General features: G+C 40.4%; 19 protein-coding genes. 11 read left to right on the top strand and 8 right to left on the bottom strand.

Translation table 11 applies throughout. The features are described from left to right. The first annotated feature begins 224 nt into the window (after positions 1-224). From K7B07_RS10700 to K7B07_RS10725, 6 genes are all read left to right on the top strand, one after another. Positions 225-1415 carry a thiol-activated cytolysin family protein gene (locus K7B07_RS10700; RefSeq protein WP_223709513.1) on the top strand — a complete coding sequence of 397 codons (1191 nt, stop codon included), beginning with the start codon at positions 225-227 and terminating at the stop codon, positions 1413-1415. 65 nt (positions 1416-1480) lie between these two features. Continuing rightward, positions 1481-2671, top strand: coding sequence for a thiol-activated cytolysin family protein (locus K7B07_RS10705; RefSeq protein WP_223709514.1), 1191 nt, complete (start codon positions 1481-1483; stop codon positions 2669-2671). 12 nt (positions 2672-2683) lie between these two features. Next, positions 2684-3664 (top strand): hypothetical protein, encoded by a 981-nt coding sequence (locus K7B07_RS10710; RefSeq protein WP_223709515.1) that lies wholly within the window; start codon positions 2684-2686, stop codon positions 3662-3664. 85 nt (positions 3665-3749) lie between these two features. After that, positions 3750-5384, top strand: a complete 1635-nt coding sequence (locus tag K7B07_RS10715) for a thiol-activated cytolysin family protein (RefSeq protein ID WP_223709516.1) — start codon at positions 3750-3752, stop codon at positions 5382-5384. Between the two features lie 78 nt (positions 5385-5462). Beyond that, positions 5463-7061 carry a S41 family peptidase gene (locus K7B07_RS10720; protein WP_223709517.1) on the top strand — a complete coding sequence of 533 codons (1599 nt, stop codon included), beginning with the start codon at positions 5463-5465 and terminating at the stop codon, positions 7059-7061. A gap of 90 nt (positions 7062-7151) precedes the next feature. Beyond that, positions 7152-8855, top strand: a complete 1704-nt coding sequence (locus K7B07_RS10725; protein WP_223709518.1) for a thiol-activated cytolysin family protein — start codon at positions 7152-7154, stop codon at positions 8853-8855. 179 nt (positions 8856-9034) lie between these two features. Here K7B07_RS10725 and K7B07_RS10730 read toward each other — a convergent pair whose 3' ends face one another. Next, the gene (locus K7B07_RS10730) at positions 9035-9907 is read right to left on the bottom strand and encodes a hypothetical protein (RefSeq protein ID WP_223709519.1); all 873 of its coding nucleotides are present in this window, start codon (positions 9905-9907) and stop codon (positions 9035-9037) included. A gap of 117 nt (positions 9908-10024) precedes the next feature. Further along, a complete protein-coding gene (locus K7B07_RS10735; RefSeq protein ID WP_223709520.1) occupies positions 10025-11320 on the bottom strand; it encodes a tyrosine-type recombinase/integrase in 1296 nt (431 codons plus the stop codon). Positions 11321-11771: 451 nt separating this feature from the next. Between K7B07_RS10735 and rhuM the strand changes: the two genes are divergently transcribed. After that, positions 11772-12104 (top strand): RhuM family protein, encoded by a 333-nt coding sequence (rhuM, locus tag K7B07_RS10740; RefSeq protein WP_223709521.1) that lies wholly within the window; start codon positions 11772-11774, stop codon positions 12102-12104. 172 nt (positions 12105-12276) lie between these two features. Here rhuM and K7B07_RS10745 read toward each other — a convergent pair whose 3' ends face one another. From K7B07_RS10745 to K7B07_RS27620, 6 genes are all read right to left on the bottom strand, one after another. After that, the gene (locus tag K7B07_RS10745) at positions 12277-13710 is read right to left on the bottom strand and encodes a serine hydrolase (RefSeq protein WP_223709522.1); all 1434 of its coding nucleotides are present in this window, start codon (positions 13708-13710) and stop codon (positions 12277-12279) included. A gap of 360 nt (positions 13711-14070) precedes the next feature. Continuing rightward, positions 14071-14478, bottom strand: coding sequence for a hypothetical protein (locus K7B07_RS10750; RefSeq protein WP_223709523.1), 408 nt, complete (start codon positions 14476-14478; stop codon positions 14071-14073). A gap of 449 nt (positions 14479-14927) precedes the next feature. Then, positions 14928-16187: an RNA polymerase sigma factor gene (locus tag K7B07_RS10755; protein WP_223709524.1), complete on the bottom strand. Its 1260-nt coding sequence runs from the start codon at positions 16185-16187 to the stop codon at positions 14928-14930. Positions 16188-16189: 2 nt separating this feature from the next. After that, on the bottom strand, positions 16190-16531 hold the full coding sequence (locus K7B07_RS10760) for a YciI family protein (protein ID WP_223709525.1): 342 nt from the start codon (positions 16529-16531) through the stop codon (positions 16190-16192). Between the two features lies 1 nt (position 16532). Beyond that, entirely contained in the window at positions 16533-17273 is a 741-nt protein-coding gene (locus tag K7B07_RS10765; RefSeq protein ID WP_223709526.1) for an FMN-dependent NADH-azoreductase, read from the bottom strand. Between the two features lie 55 nt (positions 17274-17328). Continuing rightward, positions 17329-17454: a hypothetical protein gene (locus tag K7B07_RS27620; protein ID WP_262903502.1), complete on the bottom strand. Its 126-nt coding sequence runs from the start codon at positions 17452-17454 to the stop codon at positions 17329-17331. Between the two features lie 376 nt (positions 17455-17830). Here K7B07_RS27620 and K7B07_RS10770 point away from each other — a divergent pair, with 376 nt between their 5' ends. From K7B07_RS10770 to K7B07_RS10785, 4 genes are all read left to right on the top strand, one after another. Further along, on the top strand, positions 17831-18439 hold the full coding sequence (locus tag K7B07_RS10770) for an RNA polymerase sigma factor (RefSeq protein ID WP_223709528.1): 609 nt from the start codon (positions 17831-17833) through the stop codon (positions 18437-18439). A gap of 88 nt (positions 18440-18527) precedes the next feature. Beyond that, a complete protein-coding gene (locus K7B07_RS10775) occupies positions 18528-19679 on the top strand; it encodes a FecR family protein (protein WP_223709529.1) in 1152 nt (383 codons plus the stop codon). Positions 19680-19759: 80 nt separating this feature from the next. Next, entirely contained in the window at positions 19760-23335 is a 3576-nt protein-coding gene (locus tag K7B07_RS10780) for a SusC/RagA family TonB-linked outer membrane protein (RefSeq protein WP_223709531.1), read from the top strand. Positions 23336-23347: 12 nt separating this feature from the next. Further along, complete coding sequence (locus tag K7B07_RS10785; RefSeq protein WP_223709532.1) at positions 23348-24874, top strand: RagB/SusD family nutrient uptake outer membrane protein; 1527 nt, start codon at positions 23348-23350, stop codon at positions 24872-24874. The last annotated feature ends 4 nt before the right edge of the window (positions 24875-24878 follow it).

The following is a 24878-nucleotide window of genomic DNA, read 5'->3' on the forward strand; positions in this document are numbered from 1 at the left end:
TATTACTCTATTCAAAATTTTGCAGACTATACTTTTGCGTTTGAATTGATGGAGAATTCAATAAGTTAAATATTGAATTAACAGCACATGGACCTTTAACCAATGTTTTTCGAATGCTAACATGTTGAGAATCATTATAGAATCAAAAAACTGTTGTCTTATCCGTTGCTAACCATCTTTTTAAATGCTCATATTTTAAACAAACAATAAAAATTTAACTTCCAATGAAAAAGTATTCCCTGCTTGTGATGGCGATTGCTGTGTTGGTCTCCTGTTCAAAAAGAATGGATGTACAAAAGGCCAACCCAGATGGGCTGAAGAACGGCACCCAGTTCATGAATCTTAAACGGTATCAGTATAAACCAACCGTTTTTAATTTAATGGATAATTCTACTGCGCAAGGTGTTTTTAATCAAAAAAAGCAAAATACAATAACTTTTTTGAGAGATAGTTTGTGGCCCAATAATGCCGGAAAAACTTCGTTCTATGAATCGACTGAGATTCCGGCAATCCTCCCGGAAACCAGGATGAAATTGTATTTAGGTGCAATATTGCGCGGGGACCAGGCGGTAGATGTAGAAAACTTCACTCCTTTGAGAATACCAATAACCGACCGGAACCCAATTACGATGTACGCGAACTTCCCAACTGATAGTATTTACAGAACTGTGATGCCGTCGCCAATACAGGATGCCTCTTATATACGGGCCGCCTTAAAGGCTGGAACAGGAACACAGGTGCAATCGTTTACTTACGAAATGAACCAGTTCAAAAAAACTGAGGAGCTGAAAAAATCATTTGGCGCGAACCTGAAGGTTGGTAATATCCTGGATGTAAGTTATCTTGATACGTCTGCTGCGGGAATGCAAAAAACGAAGGTAAGAGCAGAATTTATTCAAGAAAATTTTGCTGTAAACATCGAACCCCCCATTTACGAACCCTTCTTGAAACCAACAGTTGATATGGGGCAGTTTGGTGGATACGATCCGTTAATCGTTAGCTCTGTTACCTATGGTAGAAAAGGTATTTTTATTATGGAATCGGATTCTTCATACGATATGGTGCGAAAGACTTTAAGCGTGGCCTTAACATTGTCTGCGGAAATGGTAAGTAGTTTAGTTGCTGGTGATTCAAGTAAACTTGGGAATAATTTCAGCATCACACTGGGTCTTCGTCTTACAAAAGAGCAAAGAGAAACTATTGAAAACTCTAAAGTTTATGTTTATGTAATTGGGGTTGACGGAAAATCTACCGTTCAGGCTGTAACGGGAGGTCTGGCCGGTTTTGCGGAAGTTATTGCTAAGAGTGGCGGCTTCTCTCCTGAAAGTCCTGGTGTACCCTTGTATTATACATTAAACTATCTGAGCGATTTTGGAACATTCAGGAATCCGTTCCAGGTCAATGTCTCGAATTAGCAATAGAATGTAGTGTGCTTTGTTCAAAAAGGAGCGCTATAGGATTTTATTAACAATGGTATCTTATGATTTTATCAGTTTTTAAGTTTATGCGAAAAAGTATTATTTTATTAGCGCTCCTTTTCTCTTTGTTTGGTTGTCAAAAAAAAGATTTAATCCCGGCACATGTTAAAGAGGAAAAAAACACTGGCAACCGAAAGCTATTGGCAGACCACTTTAAGGATCTAAAGATTGAAACTTTCAACCCGGTAATTATCAGTAAAAGCAGAAAATTTTTGGATGAGATTATTGCGTCAAAGAAACTTAATACGCTTTTGTTTCTAAGAGACAGTAGCTGGTCCTATGGTTTAGGAAAGTCGTCCTTCTACGAATCCGATGAGATGATTGTTACTCCCGATAACGAATCCTACGTATATCCGGGGTCAATTATTAAATCAGCTTCAATTAGTACCGGGGATTTTGCTCCGTTAAAGGGCTATACTAAAAAGCCGATTCAGGTTGGCGTAACATTTCCTTCGGGAAAGGGGTATGGTAGTATTGCATCTCCATCTTTGTCTGGTAGCCGCATTTTTTTACGCGATGCACTAATGGATCCTGGGTTTGTGGGAACGCAGCTTCTGGATTTTCTGTTCGCGTCTTCTGCTTTCTCTTACTTTAATGAAACCAAGTTGTCATATGGTTACAATTTAAATGAAAAGCGATTATTTTCCTCAGTGAACACCTCTTTTAATAATACTTCAGGACGTACGGACTACTCAACAGGTCTTATAGCAACTTATACTGTTAAGAACTTTCAATATTATATGGAAGATCCCCTGGAGGGAGAGTTGTTAGATGTGGCCTCGCTACCGGCCGGTACTCTTGAGGGTGTTTCTCCTGTGTATATTAATTCAGTTACTTATGGTCGTTTTGGCTTCTTGTTGATAGAAACCAATAACAACAGTTATCAAACTCAAATGGTGTTTGAGAAACTAGTGAAAAAGCTGTTTAATAAAACTCAAGAATCATTAACAATGGAGGAAAAAACACTGGTTGAGTCCAGCAGAATTACTTTGTACTTGTTAGGAAGCCCGAATGGAGCCTCTATAACTCAGTTGCTGATTAATCCTGGAGCAGAAAGTCTGTCTGATTTTATTTCGGAAAGCCTGGGCTCATTTACAGCACTGGACCCCGGTGTTCCTATTTCTTTTACGGCAAAGTATTTGAAGGATAATAGTAAATTCAAAACCGTATTTCAGCTTGATTTTCCCAATTAAATATATAAATGCATGAAAAGTTCATTTTTTGCTTTAATGGCCCTTACTCTTGGTACAATATTTTTCGCTTCCTGTGATAAGAGCAAGGATACAGTGGCTGAATCTAAAAAGGATAAATGGCAATCTGAGGTAAAGAAGGATAGTTCGGGTAATCAGTACAGCTATGTTGTAACTTACAATGATAAGCTGGAGTTGCATATTAAAGGCCCTTCAGGAAACGTAATATTGACACATTCCTACGACCAAGTTGATTCGCTTCAGTTTATCAAGGACAAATTCAAGATTGCATTCGAATTGACTGCGCCGAACAAACGAATTAATAGTGACGAAGCAACTATTGCTGTGTTTATAAATTATGACGATGATTTAGATAATGGCAAACCGCGTTATTCCCAGGTTATTACTAATGTAAATCTAAAATCGACACAGGTGTTTGTAAGGCTTTATAAGGTGCGCTCTAAAATTGACGTAGGGTGTGCAATGTTTAATGGGGCTATCGTGCAGTGGTATAATGGTTCAGTTTTGATACGGGAAGGGATCGATAACGATCTGCGTGGTGGCGAATTGGGCAGCCGGGGCACAGAATTGGTTTGTTATAATAAGGATTTTACTGTGCGCTTTAAAAAGGATATTGATTTAAATTACGCGTACTTTCCGACTTCCTATTATCATTATATTCCTGTTAATGAAACTGACTATATTCTTACAGGAATAGCAGGAAACAGCTCAGGCGTTATTTCTCGGAATGCAATTCTTACCAGTTGGGAGGATCAGTATATAAATGGAATAAAGCCTAAAATTTGGCAGGTCGATTTGAAAGCTGTTGAAAAACTTCCCTCTGGATACACTATCAAAATTGATGACTACAGCATAGTAAATGATAAAGTAAAAGTTAACTATTCTGTTTATGATAATGGAGGTGGATTAGTGAGAAAAGTTGAACATCATTTTTATTTAAATAGCGGTATGCCGGCAGACCAGTTTAACGGATAATGAATACCAGCTCTGTTTATGAGCAAAAAATTTTGAATTTACCTAATTGAATGATTAACACTTAAATAATCTAAGATAATACAAGATGAATCGAATTGTACGTGCAACCATGTTGCTACTGCTGATCTATTGCGTTGGTTGTACCAAACGCGATATTGCTGAAGTTCCGGAGAATGTTAAATCCGGGAAACCCGGCTGGTATGCAAATCTGAAAAAAGCAGATTTAAAATCTTTCAGCATTACTACGCCGAAGTATAGCGATCCAAACGATGCAAACGGGCTGCTGGGACGCAGAAAGAGGAATGGTGACCCGGGCGATGGTCCAGATCCTATTATGGGAACCTATCCCACCGGTCCTGGGATTATTTTTCATCCTATTAACGGCGGCAATGAAGATCCGAATGCGATCATGTACCGGCAGAGCTTTAAATCCAATGTGTTTGTAGTGGAGGATCAGGCAATGAGCCTCAATATTTTCCCCGGAGCAATTTTAAATGGCAGGAGTATCAGTTCTACAGCGTTTAGCCCGGCGATGTTAACCGGGATTTCCGGCAATATAAGACCAATTAATATTTCTACCAGTCTTCCTGTGAGCAGCGGAGCAGTTGCCAGAACCTATATGGCAAGGCCGAGCAACGACCGGGCTTTTGTACGCACGGCTCTTACAGACCTGGAGAACCTGAACCCCGGCCGTGTAGGCGCTGCCCGGTTGCAAGTTGAAAAGGATTCTTTTAACGTATATGAGGAATTGAAGACCCTGTACGGCTACAATAAGAATATCGATATTTTTATAGCAAGCGGAGGAAGCTCCTCACAGAACGGCTCCCATGACATTCAGGGTAATGCGGGAATTAAGATTAAGTTTTTCCAGCAAAACTTTACCATTGATGTAGATGTGCCTTCGGATTACAGTGAATTGTTTGATCCGACAGGTCTTGACACGAGCAGTGTGTTTGGAGGTTACAGCCCGTATTATGTGAGCAGTGTTACTTATGGAAGAATGGGTATAATGACCATTGAATCAAGCACGGATGCATCGACCCTGTACAGTATAGTAAATAAACAGATCAACATACTGGGTGGTGTTGTTGGTGGTGGTACACAGCTGACGCAGCAGGAAAAAGACATCCTGAATAATGCGGATATAAAGGTGAGGTTGACAGGTATTGGGGTTAGTGCTGATCGGCCGATTGTGGTAAATGGATTACAGGGCTTTATAGAGACATTGAGTGCAAATGCTACCTATTCAAAAGATGATCCGGGTATACCGATTAGTTTCAGGCTGCGCTACCTGGTTGATGACACGAATGTAGAGGCTCCTTTTGATATTAATTACGGCCCCTTTGATAAGCCATACGTTAAAATGCACAATGGAAGCTATAGTGAACAAACGGGCAATCCTTTTTACAGAAGGGCAGATTTATTTGTTAGCTTCTTTAAAGATAGGCTGGGAGCTTCTCCATATACTGGGGTTCCTAATTTCCTTTCTGTCAAGTATGAAAAAGTTGTTAATACAACATCATACAATAATTATCTTCCATCGTATAGTCATCGCACTGAAGGCCCGTACGAATTCTATAACAAGCTGAAATCATCGATCTATTACATTGGCAATTTCACTTTTTATTATCATGCGATCTACGGATCAGAAGCCAATTCTACTAAGGACGAAATTTATTATCAGTTAATTCCAAGTGATTATTATTCCATAATACCATAGACTTTATGGGAATAATGAATATTGAAAGGCAGGGCAACTTATGAAAGGTTTTCGAAGGATATAGAAAAAACGAACCGCATGAACATTCGGATGTTATTAAAGTTTAAAACTTTCTTCTCTTTTAGTTCTATATGCCTGCTGGTGTTTGTTTGCTCCTGCAAGAAGCGCGATTTGATAAACAATAATTCAAACCCTGATAATAAGCAGGTTTTGAATATGCTTGACTCGATTTATTTATACGCATCTCAGATTTATTTGTGGAATGAGCAACTTCCTGAGTATAAAAAATTTAATCCCAAAAGATTCTATCAAAAAGGGATAGATGCAATTGAGGGTTATCGAAATGAAATATTTGAATTATCCAGATTTGCCATAAATCCTCAAACAGGAAAAAGCTATGAGGAGAATTTGTTTTCACCATTATCTCCTAAATATTCAGCAATTATCGGGGGCTCAACTTCTCAATTAGATGATCTGTCTGCAAATGGACACAAAAAGGATTATAATATTCAAAACGCATTTGGTTTGGCATTTGTGGTGAAAGGGAATTCTGAAATTTACGTTTTGTATGTGGACCCCAATTCTGCAGCTGGTCGTGCGGGACTTAAAAGAGGTAACCGGATTACAAAGATTAGTGATCAGCCGGTTCAAATTTCAGACGCCTTTTACCATTTTTGGATTTCAGCATTGAAGGAAATATTTGTACAATTTGAGATTATAGATAACCTCGGTAATCAAAGGTTGGTAAAACTTGGACAAAGGGATTATGATCGAAACCCGGTATTGAAATACAGTATCATCAAAAATGGCAATAAAAAATTTGGCTTTTTGGCATACAATGAGTTTACAAGTCTGGAGAATACAAGCCAATACCTGCAACCAGCCTTTAGTTTATTTCAGAAAGAGGGAATTTCTGACTTGATAATAGATCTTAGATATAATGGTGGAGGGTATCAAAATTCAGCACAATATATTGCTAATAATATTGTACCGGAAACAGTAAATGGGGCTATAATGTTTACTGAGCATTATAATCAGATGATGCAAAATGGAAAAGCAGATATTTTGGTTAATCAACCCCTTTTGGGATATGACAACCAGCCGATTATTGTTGATGGTAAAATTGTAACGCTGTTTGATTTTGACTACGGAATTGCTGCAAATACAATTCGGTTTGAGAAAGAAGGGCCATTACAGGGGGTAAAAAACGTTTACTTTATCGTGAGCAAATATACTGCTTCCTCAAGTGAGTTATTAATTAATGTACTTAAACCATATGTGAATGTTAAGTTGGTTGGTGTGACTAATGGCAGTGATTCTCCAGTTCGTACTTATGGTAAGCCAGTTGGCTTTTTCGATATTACGTTGAATGACTATAAGCTTTATCTGGCAATGTACCAGGATAAAAATGCTAATGGAGACGGGGATTTCTTCGATGGGCTTATTGCTGACTTCTCCACTCGGGACACACCCGAGTATGATTTTGGATCAGTTGAAGATCCGGCGATACAATGGATTGTTGGGTATTCAGGAAACTTTCAAGCAAAGAGTAGCCGCACTATCCAGAGCACAAGTCCTGCATATTCTAAGCTGGAGACTTTACAATATTTATTTAATAGGCAGGAAATTGGCGTTATGATCAAAGACGTTCAGGAGTTAAAGCTAAAAAAACGATAATATTCCTTTTACAGGTTTCTGGATTAGGCGCCTAAAGTATTATGTTCGGAAGATCTATTTAGTTAGTATAATAATTTAAAACAAATTTTGATGAATCGAATTGTACGTGCAACCATGTTGCTACTGCTGATCTATTGCGTTGGTTGTACCAAACGCGATATTGCTGAAGTTCCGGAGAATGTTAAATCCGGGAAACCCGGCTGGTATGCAAATCTGAAAAAAGCAGATTTAAAATCTTTCAGCATTACTACGCCGAAGTATAGCGATCCAAACGATGCAAACGGGCTGCTGGGACGCAGAAAGAGGAATGGTGACCCGGGCGATGGTCCAGATCCTATTATGGGAACCTATCCCACCGGTCCTGGGATTATTTTTCATCCTATTAACGGCGGCAATGAAGATCCGAATGCGATCATGTACCGGCAGAGCTTTAAATCCAATGTGTTTGTAGTGGAGGATCAGGCAATGAGCCTCAATATTTTCCCCGGAGCAATTTTAAATGGCAGGAGTATCAGTTCTACAGCGTTTAGCCCGGCGATGTTAACCGGGATTTCCGGCAATATAAGACCAATTAATATTTCTACCAGTCTTCCTGTGAGCAGCGGAGCAGTTGCCAGAACCTATATGGCAAGGCCGAGCAACGACCGGGCTTTTGTACGCACGGCTCTTACAGACCTGGAGAACCTGAACCCCGGCCGTGTAGGCGCTGCCCGGTTGCAAGTTGAAAAGGATTCTTTTAACGTATATGAGGAATTGAAGACCCTGTACGGCTACAATAAGAATATCGATATTTTTATAGCAAGCGGAGGAAGCTCCTCACAGAACGGCTCCCATGACATTCAGGGTAATGCGGGAATTAAGATTAAGTATTTCCACCAAAACTTTACCATTGATGTAGATGTGCCTTCGGATTACAGTGAATTGTTTGATCCGACAGGTCTTGACACGAGCAGTGTGTTTGGAGGTTACAGCCCGTATTATGTGAGCAGTGTTACTTATGGAAGAATGGGTATAATGACCATTGAATCAAGCACGGATGCATCGACCCTGTACAGTATAGTAAATAAACAGATCAACATACTGGGTGGTGTTGTTGGTGGTGGTACACAGCTGACGCAGCAGGAAAAAGACATCCTGAATAATGCGGATATAAAGGTGAGGTTGACAGGTATTGGGGTTAGTGCTGATCGGCCGATTGTGGTAAATGGATTACAGGGCTTTATAGAGACATTGAGTGCAAATGCTACCTATTCAAAAGATGATCCGGGTATACCGATTAGTTTCAGGCTGCGCTACCTGGTTGATGACACGAATGTAGAGGCTCCTTTTGATATTAATTACGGCCCCTACGAAAAGCCTTATGCAAGAGTTGAGTACAGGAACTCAAACATTCGAACTTATCATGCAGTGAATCCTGATGATGCAAATACGCGCGATGAAATTGAAGAAAACACGGCAAATGTTTATCTGGCTTTTTATAAGGATAACACCGCTGGAATACCTATGAACGCTCCGAATTTTTTGAAATTTGACATTAAAAAATTGACTACCACAAACGGTGGATATAATGATGACAGATTTGGATATTTGTGGGGGAGTGAAAATAGTTCTGTTAGAAACTCCAATAAAGGGACGATTGCTTTAATAGAGGGTAATTTAATGTACCGCTTGACAAAAACACCAGATCTTTGGCCTAATCCTATTGGGTCTTATTGGCAAAAAAAGAAAATTGAACTCCAACCCAATCCGTGGTATAATGCCTTAGATGAATACCCTTACCAAATTGCTGATTAAAACTGAAGTATTACATCTTAATGGTACTCGTTTAAGAGCACGGTATTAAAGTTGATCTCACTTGAGAAACAGCCAGCCTTCAAGGGCTGGCTGTTTCCAATTTAGTTTAAAACACAAAACTAAAGAGAGTGCGGTATTTTCAGAATCTTTGTGAAGAACGATGCAATCCATTTTATAAGCTAGTAAAAGAACTCCTGCATCGCCTCCGATAGCTTTTTAATCTTGGGGTGATTAGGTTTCATTTGGCTGTTTAATCGGCCTATAGATTTTTGAAGAGTAGGGACTTTTTTGTCTCTATAGCTATCAAAATTAAGATGCAAAATAGATGCGATATCAATATCAGCAAATCGTTTAAAAAGTTGTTCGGTTTTTCCGAAATGAGCTGGCGCTTTTGTATCTCTGAGAAGCAAAAAGAACTGAATAAGCTTCTCTTCATGGGCGCGATTGTTAAGCTCGATATTGGCAGATGGTAACTTTACAAAAGCCGAAGTTAGCTTTTCCTCGGCGGCGTCAGTAATTTTATTGAGGTACTCTTGTACTTTTTCAGCAACTTGTTGAGCTATTGAATCCATGGATGTTGCGTTTTGTTTTTTATCCAGAATTTCCTGAACGCTTTTTTCAATCTCTTGTCTAAAACCTGCTTCGTGTTCAGTTTGCCATATTGCCTTTGTTTCCAAAACCCACTCCATCGCAGTTTGGTACTTCTGCCGGTAATTCGCTGAGAGTTTCTTTTTCAGTCGGTCACTTAGTTCATAACGCAAAAAGCGGAGAAAATCTGCTTTGTCGTCATAAGCTCTCCAATGAAATTCGATGTATTTGTAAATATCAGAACCCGTTAAGCCTGATAGTTTATTGAAAAACTCGTTATAATATCGCATTAAAAAAGGTTCTTTCGGAAAATACAGAAGGTAATCATTTTGCTTCGGGCCGACCTTATATTGGAAGTAGGGTGTAAACTGCCCTGGGGTAGTTGAATATTCAGACCTCCCAAACAGATCTGCGGACATATTCCTTAAAACCATGTTATTGTTAACGATACTTTTCCAGTCCATAGGTGTAAGTATTAAATGAATGGCGAAAAATGACTCAATCAAGGCCGGCGGGCCTCGAATAAAGTTACTTCTTTTTTTAAAAATATAAGAGGGTATCGCGTGTTTGGAAGAAAACGCTCATAAAGTCTTGAATGCTGTTAATTGACTTGCATACTCTTTTTTTATCTTATTCTCAAAGCTATCCAGATAATTTTCCGTTGTTTTAATATTCGTATGGCCTAATGACTCCTGAATGAAAGAAGTACTTACACCGGCTCGTTTCATGATGGTGGAGAATGTATGCCTTGCCACGTAAGTAGTAACTTTCTTTTCGATGTTCAGCTTTTTCCTAATCTTGGCCATCCAATCATTAATAGCCTGAACGAAAAGTTCAATTAATTCTACCTGACGCAATGGAGTAATATTATGCTCAAGAATTGGAAAGATATAATTGCTGGGGCTTTTATCTTTATTGGCCCAGTAATCCATTATTTTTTGTAAATCCTCTGTAATAAAAACAGTAATAGGTCGGGGATCCAACCGCGTGGAGTTTTCGGTTTTTGCCCGTTCAAAAATCAGGTACTCTCCATCAATATTTTTATATCTCAGATGTGCAATATCTGTGGGGTTAATACCGTTAGCCAGGTAGGAGAATAACCAGAAATCCTTAGCTTTCCGTTCCCGTTCACATTCCGGCTGATAATAATAAATTTTGCTTACATCTTCTAAAGTAAGCGCCTTTTTAATGTTGCGGGAAGATGGCGGCTGATATAACCTGCGGCCGAAAGGATAACATTTTTCCCGTTTGATAATTCCCTGGAAAATGGCTTCATTGAAGATGGCGCGCAGACAACGGGTATAGATTCCTACCGTTGTTTTGGAATAACCCAATTCCAGCATCCAGGCTTCCAGTCTTTTTAGGTAAACAACATTTATGTCGATAAACCGCACATTTCCTTTGAATTTGGCAATGGTATTATAAGTTGTCTGGTAATTGGCCGCTGTACGAATACGGTGTTCGCTGAGCAATTTGCTGATATAAAACAGAAAGGTAGCAAGTATAGAGTCTGGTTCCGGCTTGGGCAAGCGAAATATAGGGAACCGGTTATCATACATTACTTCATTGAACTCATGGTTGATCAATGCGGTAGTTTCCTTAATAGCTTTTCGTTGGTGGAACGAAGGATTATTCAGGATATAATCTTTTTCAAATTCAGAAAAGGTGAATGGGGATAGTCCCGTAGCTACATCTTCTGCCTTGCGTTCAATTTGTTTTAACTGGTCGCGTACAGTGCGTAGGTGCGCCGACATGTTCTTTGCAGAAAGCGTGTTAAACTCCTGTTCGGAAAGGTCAAAGATGGTTTGATAACGCTTGGGCACACTATTGCTGGTGACCAATAATTTCACAGGGTAGGTGCCCGTTTTCTTTTTCACTCTACGGGTGTCAAGTGTAATAACAACAGATACAGACATGGCTTGTTCTATTTCAAATTCACAAATACCCTCGCTTCAAAATTTGCCAGTAATTTGCCAGTAAATCAAGGTTAAAAAACCTTGATTTGTGGTTCACTCGAAATTACGGCGTCAGTATAAATAATTGAAATATAAACGATTAAGTCGGTTTTCGTTAACTCTGATTAAAGTAGAAAAAGAGCCTGATCGCGGCTGTTAATCAGAGGGTCGCTGGTTCAAGTCCAGCAGGGGGAGCCAAACAAGAAGGATTTTTCAAATTACTTGGAAAATCCTTTTTTTATTTTTACACTTTTCCAAAAGGGACTTGCCTGACAATACACAAAATAGCTCACCTCAACAAAATGATATCATTTTTTTACAGCAGCCCAGATGGAGTAGTAAAAATTGAGGTCATCTTCAACGATGAAACATTTTGGCTTACGCAAAAACGGATGAGCGAATTATTTGGGGTAGAGGTCAATACCATTTAAAAGAGATATTCAGAAGCGGGGAGCTTCAGGAAGATACAACTATTCGAAAAATTCGAATAGTTCAAAAAGAGGGTAACCCTGAGGTTGCACGCGATGTTGAGGTTTATCATCTTGATGCAATCATCGCTGTTGGTTACCGCGTAAATAGTTATGAAGCAACCCAGTTCCGTATTTGGGCAATTAAGACCCTCCGGGAATTTATTATCAAAGGGCTTGTGTTAGATGATGACCGCCTGTGTTATACCCCCAAACTTTTCCGCGATACCCGGAATTAAAAAACTTAAATAGTGGTTGAGATGATTGATATTGTGAATATGCAGTTCCTGCCCGGTTTGGGATTTAATAAAGATTGTTAGCAATAATTCCATGGCCTGGTGATACATAAATTGGCCAGCCGATAGTATTTTCTTATGGTAAAGTTTAACCGAGTCTGCTTCATTTTATCTTTTACTCTCGAACATATTTTTCCAGCCTTTCAATGGCGTTTGTATCTCCGGGATTGTTTTCAATATGTCTTTTATAGCATTTAATAGCAGATTTCTTGTCACCCCAAACCCGGTACGCATTCCCTAAAACATTAAATGCAATCGGAGATTTTGGATAAAAGGTGGTATCCAGTTTAAATATGTCAACCGCCTTTTTCAATTCTCCCCGATGCAGCATGTTATTGCCTGCCATCTCACCTACATATTCCATAAAAATACGACTATGAGGGTTAACGCTTTTAGCCCGGACACCTTCGTCGTAACCCTTTGAGAGCGTCTTTTTTATTATATTGACTGTAAAATTGTAATCGTTAGTAGTGTTGGTAGATCCGACCAATTGTTCCTGAATAAAAAGGTCGGCATCCCACCAATTGATATTATCTCCATTGGTTAACAGGATAACAGTGTATCCCAGGTCTTTATAGATTTTCAATTCGTTTTTGATGCCCGGGAAGGCACCTGTATGACCAAAAATCTTATGCCCGTTGATTGTTAAGACTTCAAAACCCAATCCATATCCGGATGCGCCTACTTCAGTTGTAACTAATGCTGTGTTTTTTTGATCGAGCAATTTGTACTGCTGTAATGCAGTTGCGAACTTTAAGATATCTCTTACTGTTGAAAAACCGCCACCGGCGGCGCTACCTTTCAGAACATTCAAATAAGTATTGTTTTTCCATACATACGGCTCGTCGGTAGAGATCTCATACCCGATAGCCAGGTTTGGTATTGCTTTGTCTAGCTCATAAGCATCCGTATCCGTCATTCCAAGAGGGTTGTAAATAGCTTCTTTTACATAGTCAAAATAATTTTTCCCGGTTACCTTCTCAAGGATAAGCCCCAGGACAATGTATCCGACATTGCTGTATTCAAACCGCTGCCCGGGTTTGAACAACAGCGGTTGGTCTTGAAATAATGGTACATAGTCTGCCAGATCTTTAAATCTGTCATGCGGGGATTTGAAATACGCCTCCCAAAAACTACCCATGCCGGAAGTGTGCGTAAGTAAATGATAAATTGTTACCGAATCTGCAACAGATTTCATAGGAAAATCAGGAATATAAACACCTACTTTATCATTAAGATTTATCTTGCCGGTTTCTACCAGTTGCATAATGCAAATTCCGGTGAACATTTTTCCCATTGAAGCCAGATTAAATTTGGTGTTTATTTTATTATGAATGCTATCAGACCGGTTTGAATAACCATAAGCTTTTTCAAAAAGGATTTTTTCGTTTTTGGCGATTAGAACGGCACCGCTAAAACTATTAAATCGCTCAAGTGAATCCAGATGTTTTTGTAAAAGGCTGATAAATAATTTTTGACCTGTTTTCTGGCTGGATGCTTGTACAGATGCAAGACAAACCAGTAGTAAAAGAAATAGGTTTGTTTTCATTATGTTTTTAGGATATTTGACGCAGTTTTTTATTTTTCCATAAAGCCGTTAGAAACGCATGCTAAATTAGGGGGTTCATCTGCTTCAGCTGTATTCTCCGAGAGGAAGTAGAGGGGTTTATGTTACCAGATAACCGCTGCTTGAAATTATAGTTTAGACAGTGTTTTCCAGTGATTTATAATTTGTGTAAGGCCGTCTCTCAATGCCTCACAGATCAAAAATATTTATCTCAAAATTAATTCAACTTTGGGGAATATACAATACTCCCAAAGGAGTAGTTTTAACTATCCTGTATATGTAAGCTTGCCAATAATTCGGCCATTTAAAAGTTGGTTATTAACTTTATGAAAAACACCAGTTCTAAGATACAAATAGTATCCAATTCCTGGCGCTCAACTCCTTGCTGAATCTTGCTGGCCCCGATTTTAGCTTTTCGGCCTCTTTTGCCTTACGGGATGCTTCTAATAACAGCTCTAAGCTCCTTTTATTCTCCTGCTCTTTTGCACTAACCGAGTCCCTCAATTTGGGATTCCGGGTATAAATTTGGTCCACTTTGTCCAGATAACGCTGCATGGGTGTGAAGGGCTGTATCCAACCGGATGAGCCGGTACCTGGTGTCATTTTCTCTGAAACCAGCAAGCCTTTGGCCGGTATTATACCAGAAAAGGCAAAGAAAGTAAACGATAATACAACTCCTGCTGTTACCTCAAAAGATTCTATCTTTTCTGGGTAAGCAGGAGTTGTATTCCGTGGTATTCTTCTTTGCACTTTTTCATATTCAACAGAGCCAAATATTTTTATGCGAATATTCGATTTTCGTTTTGTTTGGGGATCATTTATATAACAATTTTACCGGTATTTTCATATTCAAATCATATGCAGCGGTGATTCATTTATCCTTAAATCTGGAATTCCGCAAGCAGTCTTGAAAAAAACGATTCCGAGGTTTTATCGGTGGTTCAAAAGAGAGTCACCTGCTTATGATCGCCTGGGTTCTATATCTCTTTTTTCGGCTGGCCAGATAGATTAGTGCCAGACAAATGGGTATTTAAATGCAGCAGCTAGGGAATAAAAATAGAATAGCTCGTTTTGCAATTTTCCTCCACTTGATCTTGCCGTTTATTATTGCTTTGTTTATTACTTCTTTAATCCTTGAACTATACGTACTGTAGTTTGCTCAGTTTTTCTGTGATTTTTTCAATATAGCTACCGTTTTTTTAGCGCTGCTCCATTTTTCTCCGCTGTATCAATCTATCAATTTCCTGTTTTAGTGTCGCTTTTTCTATTTGAGATTTGGTGAGATCAATTGCCCTCGTATAATGTTGAATTGAGAAAGTGATGTCTATATTGGAATACAAATATCCCAATAATGCATGATAATAGTTACTTCCCGGAAGACGTAGCTTTTTCACCTCTTTGATGGCCTCTTCAACGCCACATACTTTAGAGAAAGCAAAAGCCCTGTTCAGGGCGGCAACGGATGAATACTTAATAAGTAAAAGTTGATTGTATAATTGCAGGATACACCCCCATTTCTTATCATTTTCGGAAACCGTATGCCAGTAGGCTATACCCGCCTCTAAGTGATACTTTGAAATTTCTTCATCATTGCAGGCATTGATTAGATAATAGTTCCCCTTATCAATAAGTGACTTGTCCCAAAGCCCTCTATCCTGTTTGTCAAAAAGAATGACTTCTCCGTTTACGCTTGTTCTTGCATTCAGTCTCGAACTTTGAAAATACATCAAAGCAAGCATGGCATTTACTTGGGGTGTATTGGTTAATTTGTTCTCAGTTAAGACTAATGTTAATCTGACGGCTTCGGAACAAAGCTCTTTTCTGATTAACTGACTATTGGTTTTGGAAAAATATCCCTCGTTGAAAAGCAAATACAGCGTTTTTACAACCGTATCCAGCCTTGTTTTTATTTCAGTTTCAGTTAAATAGTTAATTTGAAAATTATTATTCCGCAAGCAGACTCTTGCCCTATGCAACCGCTTCTTAATCGTTCCGCTGTTTGTCAAAAAAGCATTGGCAATTTCTTCGACACTAAAACCACATAATATTTGAAGCGCCAATGAAATCTGGGCTTCTATCGAGTTTGTTGAATTACATACAGCAAAGATCATTGCCAGTTGACTGTCTGCAATGATTTGCTGATCAAATTCTAAATCCTTCTCAACCTCAACTTCATTGAGCGATATAGCCCTTTTGATTTTCTTTTCAAAAACAGAGTTGTGTTTAAAATAGTCCTTTATTTTATTCCTTGCCACCGTATACAGCCATGCTGTCGGGTTATCAGGTATACCATAAATAGCCCAATGTTCGGATGCTTTCAGAAACGTATCGCTGGGAATATCTTCAGCAATTTCAATATGTGCCAAGCCAAAATGAAGACAAAGTACAGCCGTCATTTTAGCATATTCCTGCCTGAATAAATGCGGTAATAACTCGCTATGTGATTCAGACCTATCCAATATTAATCGCGTTTTAACACCTCTCGTATTTCTATATTGCCCCCAATTTTAAAGATTGGATTTTCTTTGGCCATCTCTACCGCTTCATCAATGGTATCCGCTTTTACAACGATATAACCACTAATAAATTCCTTGATTTCAGTATACGGGCCATCGGTGATCACACTGTCCGATTTTACAGTTTTTGCACTACCCAAAATTGGCAATAACGTATTGCCTTTATCTGCCAATTTGTTTTGCGCAGCGATACTTCCCAACCAATTCATTCTTTCCTGCATTTGCTCGGGGGAAGGCTGGAAGTCGGCAATATCTTTCAATCTAAAAATTAATGCAAACTCTTTCATATTATTTTATGTTTTTGATAATTTCTCTATAGTCCTCCTTGAATTCGTTAGAAGCCGTACCTTCTACTCTAAATGTACAAATATCAGTAATTCCCAAATACGTATTGAAAACAGCTTTGATGTAGGATTCTATAAAATCGAAGTTTCCTGGCCAATCGGATAGCCTACTACCAGAAGCAATAGCCAAATAAACTTTTTTACCGTTTAAATAGCCTTCTCTTTTTCCGTCTTTGCCATAGCCATATGTAATGCCAAAACGAATTAACTGATCAATCCAGGCTTTTAATGGAGCAGAAATCCCCAGGTTATGCATAGGGGTACCAATAATGACAACATCTGCTTCTTTGACTTCACAAAAAATAGAATCTGCATATGCGAGCATCGGATTGGTATTTATTTTTTCAGGGGCCTTATAAAACTCCGCTATTAATGTTTCATTTAAATGAGGCGGGATTTTCTCTATCAGGTTCCGTTCAATAACAGTTCTCACGATGTTTTTTTCCAATAGTCTTTCAATAATTGCCGTACTTAATCTTCTACTGTAGGATTGGGCTCCCCTTGGACTTGAAATGATATGTAAAGCTTTCATTTGTTTTAAAATATTAATGGTTGGTTTAATAACGAGTGAGTCACCGGAAAGGGGACATTTTTTTCTATATTTTTTGGAAAAACCACAGGCACCAATAATGGTGTGTAGTGCAATTGTATCCCAAACGAGCTGCAATTGTTCTTGGGTACCCATGATTTTTCAAGAAATCTCTGGCCGCAGTGGCCCCGTCCATTTCAAGCCGAAGATCCTAGCTGCTGTAATGCGGCACCAGGCCCAGATCGTGCAACACAGCGCTGGCATACAGCAACCCGGGGTCATATTTACTGTCGGGAATCGCAATTCCGGCAACTATTTTTAATTTGTTTACTGACATATATTGAAATTTGAAGGTGCAGTAAAACTAAAACAGCGCTGCGCCTCCGGGGATGTAAAAAACTGCAGTTCACCTGCCAATCGTTACGAACAAATAACGATAGTCAGCCGGCGAAACAGGGGTATTTTTCTTAAAAAAATGACTGAATTGGAGCTGGTATGTCTAACTAAATCTCTTTTCGAAATCAGTCTTTCCGGACTTTGTTCTATTAATACAATACTCGTTATTTGTTTTGCCCTGACCAACTAATGCTTTCTCACCGGGATTATTTGACAGTGTGATGGTTAATGGATTAAGGCTTTTTGAGTCAAATCTATTTTCACGAGAGAATCAACGGCCTCGTTGCCAATATATATAAATTTATTAATTTACGGTCTTGGCAAATGATCCGATACATGGCTCCGAAGATGGGCTGATAAAAGAATGGCTGGGATTAATCTACCAGAATGATGAAGTTGCTTTTACCAAACTGCTTCGTCTTTTCTGGAACAAGGTTTATACCCAGGCGCTTACGTATTTAAAAGAGCCTGAAATTGCCCGGGAGGTCACACAGGATGTGTTTCTGAAAATATGGGCCGCCAGAAAAAAACTGCCAGAGATTGAAAAATTTTCCAATTATTTGTTCATTGTATCACGTAATTGTATTATTTCTGAATTGCGGAAAAAAGGCCGGGGGTTTGTTAATCCTTCCCTGGATTTGCCAACCGAATTGCTGCTTCCTGATGAGCAGTTGCAGTATAAGGAGCTACAGCATCAACTGTTGAAAGTAATCGATCAACTGCCTCCGACCCGTAAGAAGGTGTTTGAAATGAATAGATTAGAAGGGCTGACTTATGATGAAATTGCGGATAAATTAAATATTTCACGCAATGGTGTGAAAGACCACATTGTAAAAGCGCTTAATTTTTTAAGGGCACACCCGGTATTCTCAAAAAATAACGTGGTATCCTTGCTGTTAATGTGGTCGGTCCTGTATTTCGATTAATTTCTGAAAAAATAGACCGTAGAGCTACCCACTTATCTTTAACCTGCGTCTTTAAATATAAAGGCAGGAAATTTATTTCTGGTAATATATGAAGCGAAGGCATTTTGAGCAATTATTGGAGCTGTACATTTCAGGAACTATTTCCGGTACGGCAAAACAGGAATTCTTTGATTTGCTGGAAGAAGAGCGCTATCGTGCTATACTGGAGACTGCTATGATGGACGAATGGAATGCCGGGGCTTATGAGGAGGAACGCGATGGACAGCTGGGCACAGCAATTGAAGTATACGTATTAAAGAATATACGGAATACTGCCGTTGTGCCACGCACGTACAAAATGAAATGGTGGCGGATAGCTGCTGTTTTTATGTTATTTTTTCTGGCGGGTGGAGCGGGTATCTATTTTTTTAATGCTCCCGGAAAAACAAGCCAGGTGGTGTCCGGGAAAGATATTGCTCCCGGTACCAGCAGGGCGGTTTTAAAACTAGCCAATGGCAAAGAGATTTTTTTAGACAGCACACAGGGAACGATTGCTGCAAACAATGGACAGGAGGTGAATAACGACAGTGGCTTACTCCATTATGAAGGGAAGAGCACAGTAGCGGAATATCATACATTAACAACACCCAGGGGGGGGCAATACCAGATGCAACTGCCGGATGGAACAAAGGTCTGGCTGAATGCAACATCCTCAATTACCTACCCTACGGCATTTCTGGATAAACAACGAAATGTGACCATTACGGGAGAAGTTTACTTCGAAGTGGCAAAAGATGCTGCCAAACCTTTTGTGGTTGATGTGAACGGAACCTCTTCTGTTGAAGTATTGGGTACGCATTTTAATGTAAACGCCTATACTGATGAGCCAGGTGTTGCAACCACCTTATTGGAGGGTGCGGTAAAGGTAACGGCTGGAAGTAAAATACAACTGCTGGCGCCCGGTCAGCAGGCATTGGTAACCGGGAACTCCATTCGATGGAACAGGGCGGTAAATACCGGGGAGGTAATCGCATGGAAGGAAGGCGTATTCCGTTTTGAAAATGCGGATATAGCAAGCATTATGCGGCAACTGGCCCGCTGGTATGATGTTGACGTGACTTATAGAGGGAATAAAACGGATGAATATTTTAACGCAACCATTCCGAAAAATGTCCCAGTATCAAAAGTGCTGAAGTTGCTGGAACTGACGGGGCTGGTTCATTTTAAGATTGATGGCAATAAAATTGTCGTTACGCCTTAATAGAGGGCAGCGCAATGACTGTGCCGGCATATTTGCCGTACTAAGTTTATAAAACTAAAACAGAACACCGGGCTACTATTATGAAGGTAATTGTATTATCTGTTGCCCTTTTTATGGGCATACAACTGAGCGCACAGACGGTGACGCTGAAGCTGAAGAATGAACCCTTGTTGAAAGTGTTCCTGGAAGTGGAACGGCAGACAGGCTATAGCTTTGTCTACACAAAATCGCAATTGGACAGTGCCAGGAAAGTTACGATCAATGTGCACAATGTATCATTGCAATCCGTGCTGGATCAGTGTATGAAAAATCAACGCCTGTCGTATCATATCCAGGATAACCAATACATTGTTATTGAAACCAGAAACAATGAGCCAATGCCGGTTTCAAAAGAACCGGAGATTATTGCACTAAAAGGGAAGGTGACCGACCCGCAGGGAACGCCGCTCAGTGATGTAAGTATTATTGCAAAGGGGACGCTTTATGGAACTTCCACCGACCTGGAAGGCAACTTTGAATTTGAAGGTATTTATGGAAAAGTCACACTGATCGTCAGCCATATCGGCTATAAAACGGAAGAGCTGCCGCTGAACAACAGGAAAACGCTGACGATAAAGCTGGAGCCTCAGGAGGGCAGTCTGGATAATGTGGTTATTTCCACCGGGTATCAGAAAATAGAACAGAAACATCTTACAGGCGCTGTTACCTCATTAAAAATGGATTCCATCTACCAGCCCGGGCTGACCACGGTAGATAAAATGCTGGAGGGGCGTGTTCCGGGTATGATCTTTATGCAGAATTCCGGGCAACCGGGAGCCGCGCCAAAATTGCGTGTCAGGGGTACATCCACTTTACTGGGAACCCAGGAACCATTGTGGGTGGTAGACGGGATCGTACAAACAGACCCGGTCCCTGTTTCAGCAGATAAGATCAATAACCTGGATTTTGTAAACCTGGTGGGTAATGCTATTTCCGGGATCAATCCAAACGATATCGAACAGATTGATGTACTTAAAGATGCGGCAGCCACAGCATTATACGGGGTAAGGGCTGCCAACGGGGTGATCGTGATTACCACCAAACGGGGAAAGTCGGGCCCTCCGGTGATCAACTACCAGGTGAGTGGCACTTATACACGCCGGCCACGGTATACCGATAAAGAAGTGTATATGATGAATTCGAAAGAACGTGTCGATGTGTCCCGGGAGTTTATTGAAAAGCAGATACCCCTCTGGGGAACGCTGGAGGGTTATGAGAAAACGATAATTGATTATTATAACGGCAGTATTGATTATGATACCTATCAAAACAGGCTGATCGCCGCGGAGACCATGAATACGGATTGGTTTAAAGCGATCACCAATGATGTGTTTGCTACCAACCACAACCTGGGTATTTCCGGAGGTACGCAGGTATCCCGTTACTATGCCTCGGTAAGTTATACCGATGAAAAAGGGGTGATCAAAGGTGAGTTTAACAAACGGTATACCGGGCAGGTAAAATTCGACGTGAATTATAAAAACTTCAAGGCACAGTTCTCCATTATGGCCAACAGGAATAGTCGGAAATACATTCCGGATGAATTGAATATTTTAAATTATGCGTACAGTACCAGTCGCGCGATACCGTTATACAATCCGGACGGAAGTCTGTATTATTACAGGCCAATGGGTGATGTGGCATCTGCCTTTCCCTCGTTCAATGTATTAAATGAAATGAATCATTCCGGACAGACCCTGGACGGAAACACCTATCTGGCCATTGCGGACCTGAACTATCAGCTGATACCCGGGTTGCAGCTGAACGTTGTTTTGTCGTATCAGGCAGGGAATACGGAACAACGTGCCTGGTTTGATGAAAAGACAAACTGGGTCCATCGCAATCGAGTTGATCCTGGATCTACAGAAAGGGATCGACTTCCCTTTGGGGGAGAGCTGCGCCAGCAGACAAACCAGCAAAAGCAGTATAATATACGGACACAAGCCAACTACAGTAGTTTTATTGACAGGGGGCAAAGACACCAAATCAATGCCACATTGGGTGGTGAAATGTCTTCTACCTCCAACAGTGGTATGGCCCAGATCCGGAGAGGATATTATCCGGACAGAGGGTATAGTTTTGCTGATATAGACCTGGCCGTTTATCCCGGATATGCGCAATGGTTGAGAGAGAACGGCCAGGCAAAGATAACGGAAGACCTTACCAATTTAATTTCTGCTTATTTAACAGCCAGTTATATTTTCAATGATCGCTATATCCTGAGCGGTACCCTGCGTTCCGATTTTTCCAATGCTTTTGGTACAAGGAGCAATGAACGGTTCCTGCCTACCTGGGGCATTTCCGGGCGTTGGAACATGGACCGGGATATTCTCAAAAACAGTAAATGGGTCAATCTGGCATCTCTTCGCTTCTCCTGGGGAAGCCAGGGCAATATGCTGCCCAATCAGACACCGTATACAATTATTCAAAAAGGGCCAATGGACAGTTATTATGGAGCCTTTGGATCTACGGTTGTTGCCTTTCCCAATCCCGGACTGCAATGGGAAAAAACAAACTCTTACAATGCGGGGCTGGATTTTTCCCTGTTTAATAACAGACTACGGGGTTCTGTTGCCTATTTCTATAAAAAGACCAGTAATGCATTTTTGACAAAAAGCGTTTCATTGATTAATGGAGTAAACCAATATATAATAAACGCTGGAACGTTGGAAAACAAAGGAGTAGAACTTGCATTGAATTTTACCCCGATCGATAATATAGGGTCTGGCGGAAATAAAGGGGGTCTAGTATGGCGGATCGATCCACAATTGGGTCAGGTGTTTAATAAACTGCTTAACCGCACCGGAAGCAATGGCAATGTGCTGGTGGATGTAAACGGCATCAACTATCGGGATTTTTTGAATGGGACAATACCCGTAAATGGAAAAGCCGTAAATACTTTTTATGCTTACCGGTTCAGGGGACTGGATCATAATACGGGGCAACCGGTGTTTTACGGGGCAGAGCCGGAAAATAAAGAAGCCTTGTATGAAAAATACTGGGGAATGAAAAAAGAAGAAGTGTTTAAGGAAGTAATGGTAGAAGTTGGTAAACGAGAGCCGGTGATCCAGGGAGGAATCGGGAACTACTTTGGATACAAAAACTGGTCGTTTAATTTTATGCTTTCTTATAGTCTTGGCAATAAGATACGATTATTGCGCATCGCTTCGGGTGACTATAGCACTTACGCACCTACATCCCAGCAGAATCTTCGAAAAGAATTTGTTGACCGCTGGCGGTATCCCGGTGACGAAAAGTATACAACTATTCCCGGTATTCAGACCATCAACACAATCACCCAGGCCTGGTGGCAGGGAATGGGGCTACCGGTACAATTTGCAACAGACTATTACCAGATGTATGATGATGCAGACATTCGCGTGGTAAGTGGTAATTACCTGAAGCTGCAATCAATCGATCTCAGCTATAATTTTAGCGCGGCGCTTTGCAGTCAGCTTCGTATAAAAGCGGCCCGTGTCAGCCTGGCCGGTACCAATCTCTTTACCCTGGCTAATAAGGCATTGCGCGGACAGGATCCTTCGCAATCTGGTACATCACCAGGAATTAATCTTTCCATAAGACCCGTTTATTCTTTTAATGTGAATGTTAGCTTTTAATAGATAATAACTATGCGTATCAATATCAAGTCGATAAAAGCGGTGGTACCGAATGTAATAATTGCGGTATTGTTATCCGGAGTGTTAGTTGCTGCGAACTCCTGTAAAAAGTTTCTGTCTGCTTATTCTCAAAGCCAATCTTTTGTAACAACTGCAAACGATCTTGATGAAATACTTGTGGGCGATGCATATAGTAATTGGATTGGCGATACTAAGAGTTTATTTGTTATGGATGACGATGTGGAAGAAAGCCCTCCTGTTACTTTACCGAACGGTAATCCGGATGTTTCCTATTCGGAAGGGTTTTATAATTGGCAACCCAATCCCTACATAGCCAGCGACGGGACCTTGGGATACTATCAGAATACGGTATTTGCTATATTATATATGAAAATATCTCGCATCAACACCATTATTTTTAACGTGCCTTTAATGCAGGAGAAAGGAGAACCAGACAGTATCCTGCGCCGGGTTGATGGTGAAGCGCGCTTTCTAAGGGCCTATTATTATTTTATGCTGGTGAATGTGTATGGCAAACCGTATAATATTGCTACTGCCGGCACCGACTACGGTATTCCATTAAAACTGAATCCGGATATAGAGGATAAATTTTTTACACGAGCTACTGTAGAGGAAGTGTACAAACAGATCATTAATGATTTGCTGCAAGCGGAAAATGAGTTAAAAGAGTTTAACGAAAATTCCGTGGTTCGTGCTAACCAGGCGGCGGCACAAGCATTGTTAAGCCGTGTATATCTTTATTTGGAAGACTGGGAGAATGCCGCTGCTTATGCTGATAAAGTGATTCGCAAAAACTATCAGGTCAGTGATCTAAATGCCTTCGATAATGTGACTCATTTTTTAAAACTTTCATCACCGGAAATTATTTTTAATGTAGGCGTTAATGCCCAGTATAGCTGGTATGATCTTTTTAGCGCGACCTATACCACGGATACGTACAAGGTTTCGGATGAATTGATGAATAAATTTGAAACAAAAGATCTGCGCAGGGACATTTTTCTAAAACGTACGGATGCCGGCGTTTATGTATATGCTAAGGTGGACGCTAACCCTCCTTATGATGTTTCCGATCTGTTTCTCATCCGGTTGCCTGAAATATACCTCAATAAGGCGGAAGCGTTGGCCGTATTGGGTCGGGACGCAGAAGCCACCACTGTACTCCAGGAACTCAGAAAAAAGCGGTTTAAACCTGAGGACCTCTCTGTTATTTCTTTAACAGGCGCGGCGCTGGTGAATTTTATCAGGGATGAACGCAGAAGGGAACTTTGTTTTGAAGCGCATCGCTGGTTTGACCTTCGGCGTTATGCGGTGAACAGTAAATTTCCCTTTAGTAAAACGATCAGACATAATTCCTATGCCTATAATTCCGGAGAACGTTATATGCAGGGATATTATGAACTAAGGCCTTATGCACAGGATCAGGCCGCCTATGTGCTTCCCATTCATCAGGAGGAGATAGAATTTAATCAGGGGAGCCTCATAAATGAGCGGAGACCCGTGAGGGAATTGCATCAATAAAGTC

The organism is Niabella beijingensis, assembly GCF_020034665.1.
GTDB classification, from domain to species: domain Bacteria; phylum Bacteroidota; class Bacteroidia; order Chitinophagales; family Chitinophagaceae; genus Niabella; species Niabella beijingensis.

Excerpts from the sequence above, each read along its gene's own strand:
- K7B07_RS10780 (WP_223709531.1), top strand. The coding sequence starts at position 19,760 with ATGAAGGTAATTGTATTATCTGTTGCCCTTTTTATGGGCATACAACTG.
- K7B07_RS10785 (WP_223709532.1), top strand. The coding sequence starts at position 23,348 with ATGCGTATCAATATCAAGTCGATAAAAGCGGTGGTACCGAATGTAATA.
- K7B07_RS10745 (WP_223709522.1), bottom strand. The coding sequence starts at position 13,710 with ATGAAAACAAACCTATTTCTTTTACTACTGGTTTGTCTTGCATCTGTA.
- K7B07_RS10715 (WP_223709516.1), top strand. The coding sequence starts at position 3,750 with ATGAATCGAATTGTACGTGCAACCATGTTGCTACTGCTGATCTATTGC.
- K7B07_RS10775 (WP_223709529.1), top strand. The coding sequence starts at position 18,528 with ATGAAGCGAAGGCATTTTGAGCAATTATTGGAGCTGTACATTTCAGGA.
- K7B07_RS10760 (WP_223709525.1), bottom strand. The coding sequence starts at position 16,531 with ATGAAAGAGTTTGCATTAATTTTTAGATTGAAAGATATTGCCGACTTC.
- K7B07_RS10725 (WP_223709518.1), top strand. The coding sequence starts at position 7,152 with ATGAATCGAATTGTACGTGCAACCATGTTGCTACTGCTGATCTATTGC.
- K7B07_RS27620 (WP_262903502.1), bottom strand. The coding sequence starts at position 17,454 with ATGTCAGTAAACAAATTAAAAATAGTTGCCGGAATTGCGATTCCCGAC.
- K7B07_RS10700 (WP_223709513.1), top strand. The coding sequence starts at position 225 with ATGAAAAAGTATTCCCTGCTTGTGATGGCGATTGCTGTGTTGGTCTCC.
- K7B07_RS10730 (WP_223709519.1), bottom strand. The coding sequence starts at position 9,907 with ATGGACTGGAAAAGTATCGTTAACAATAACATGGTTTTAAGGAATATG.
- K7B07_RS10710 (WP_223709515.1), top strand. The coding sequence starts at position 2,684 with ATGAAAAGTTCATTTTTTGCTTTAATGGCCCTTACTCTTGGTACAATA.
- K7B07_RS10720 (WP_223709517.1), top strand. The coding sequence starts at position 5,463 with ATGAACATTCGGATGTTATTAAAGTTTAAAACTTTCTTCTCTTTTAGT.
- K7B07_RS10765 (WP_223709526.1), bottom strand. The coding sequence starts at position 17,273 with ATGGGTACCCAAGAACAATTGCAGCTCGTTTGGGATACAATTGCACTA.
- K7B07_RS10705 (WP_223709514.1), top strand. The coding sequence starts at position 1,481 with ATGATTTTATCAGTTTTTAAGTTTATGCGAAAAAGTATTATTTTATTA.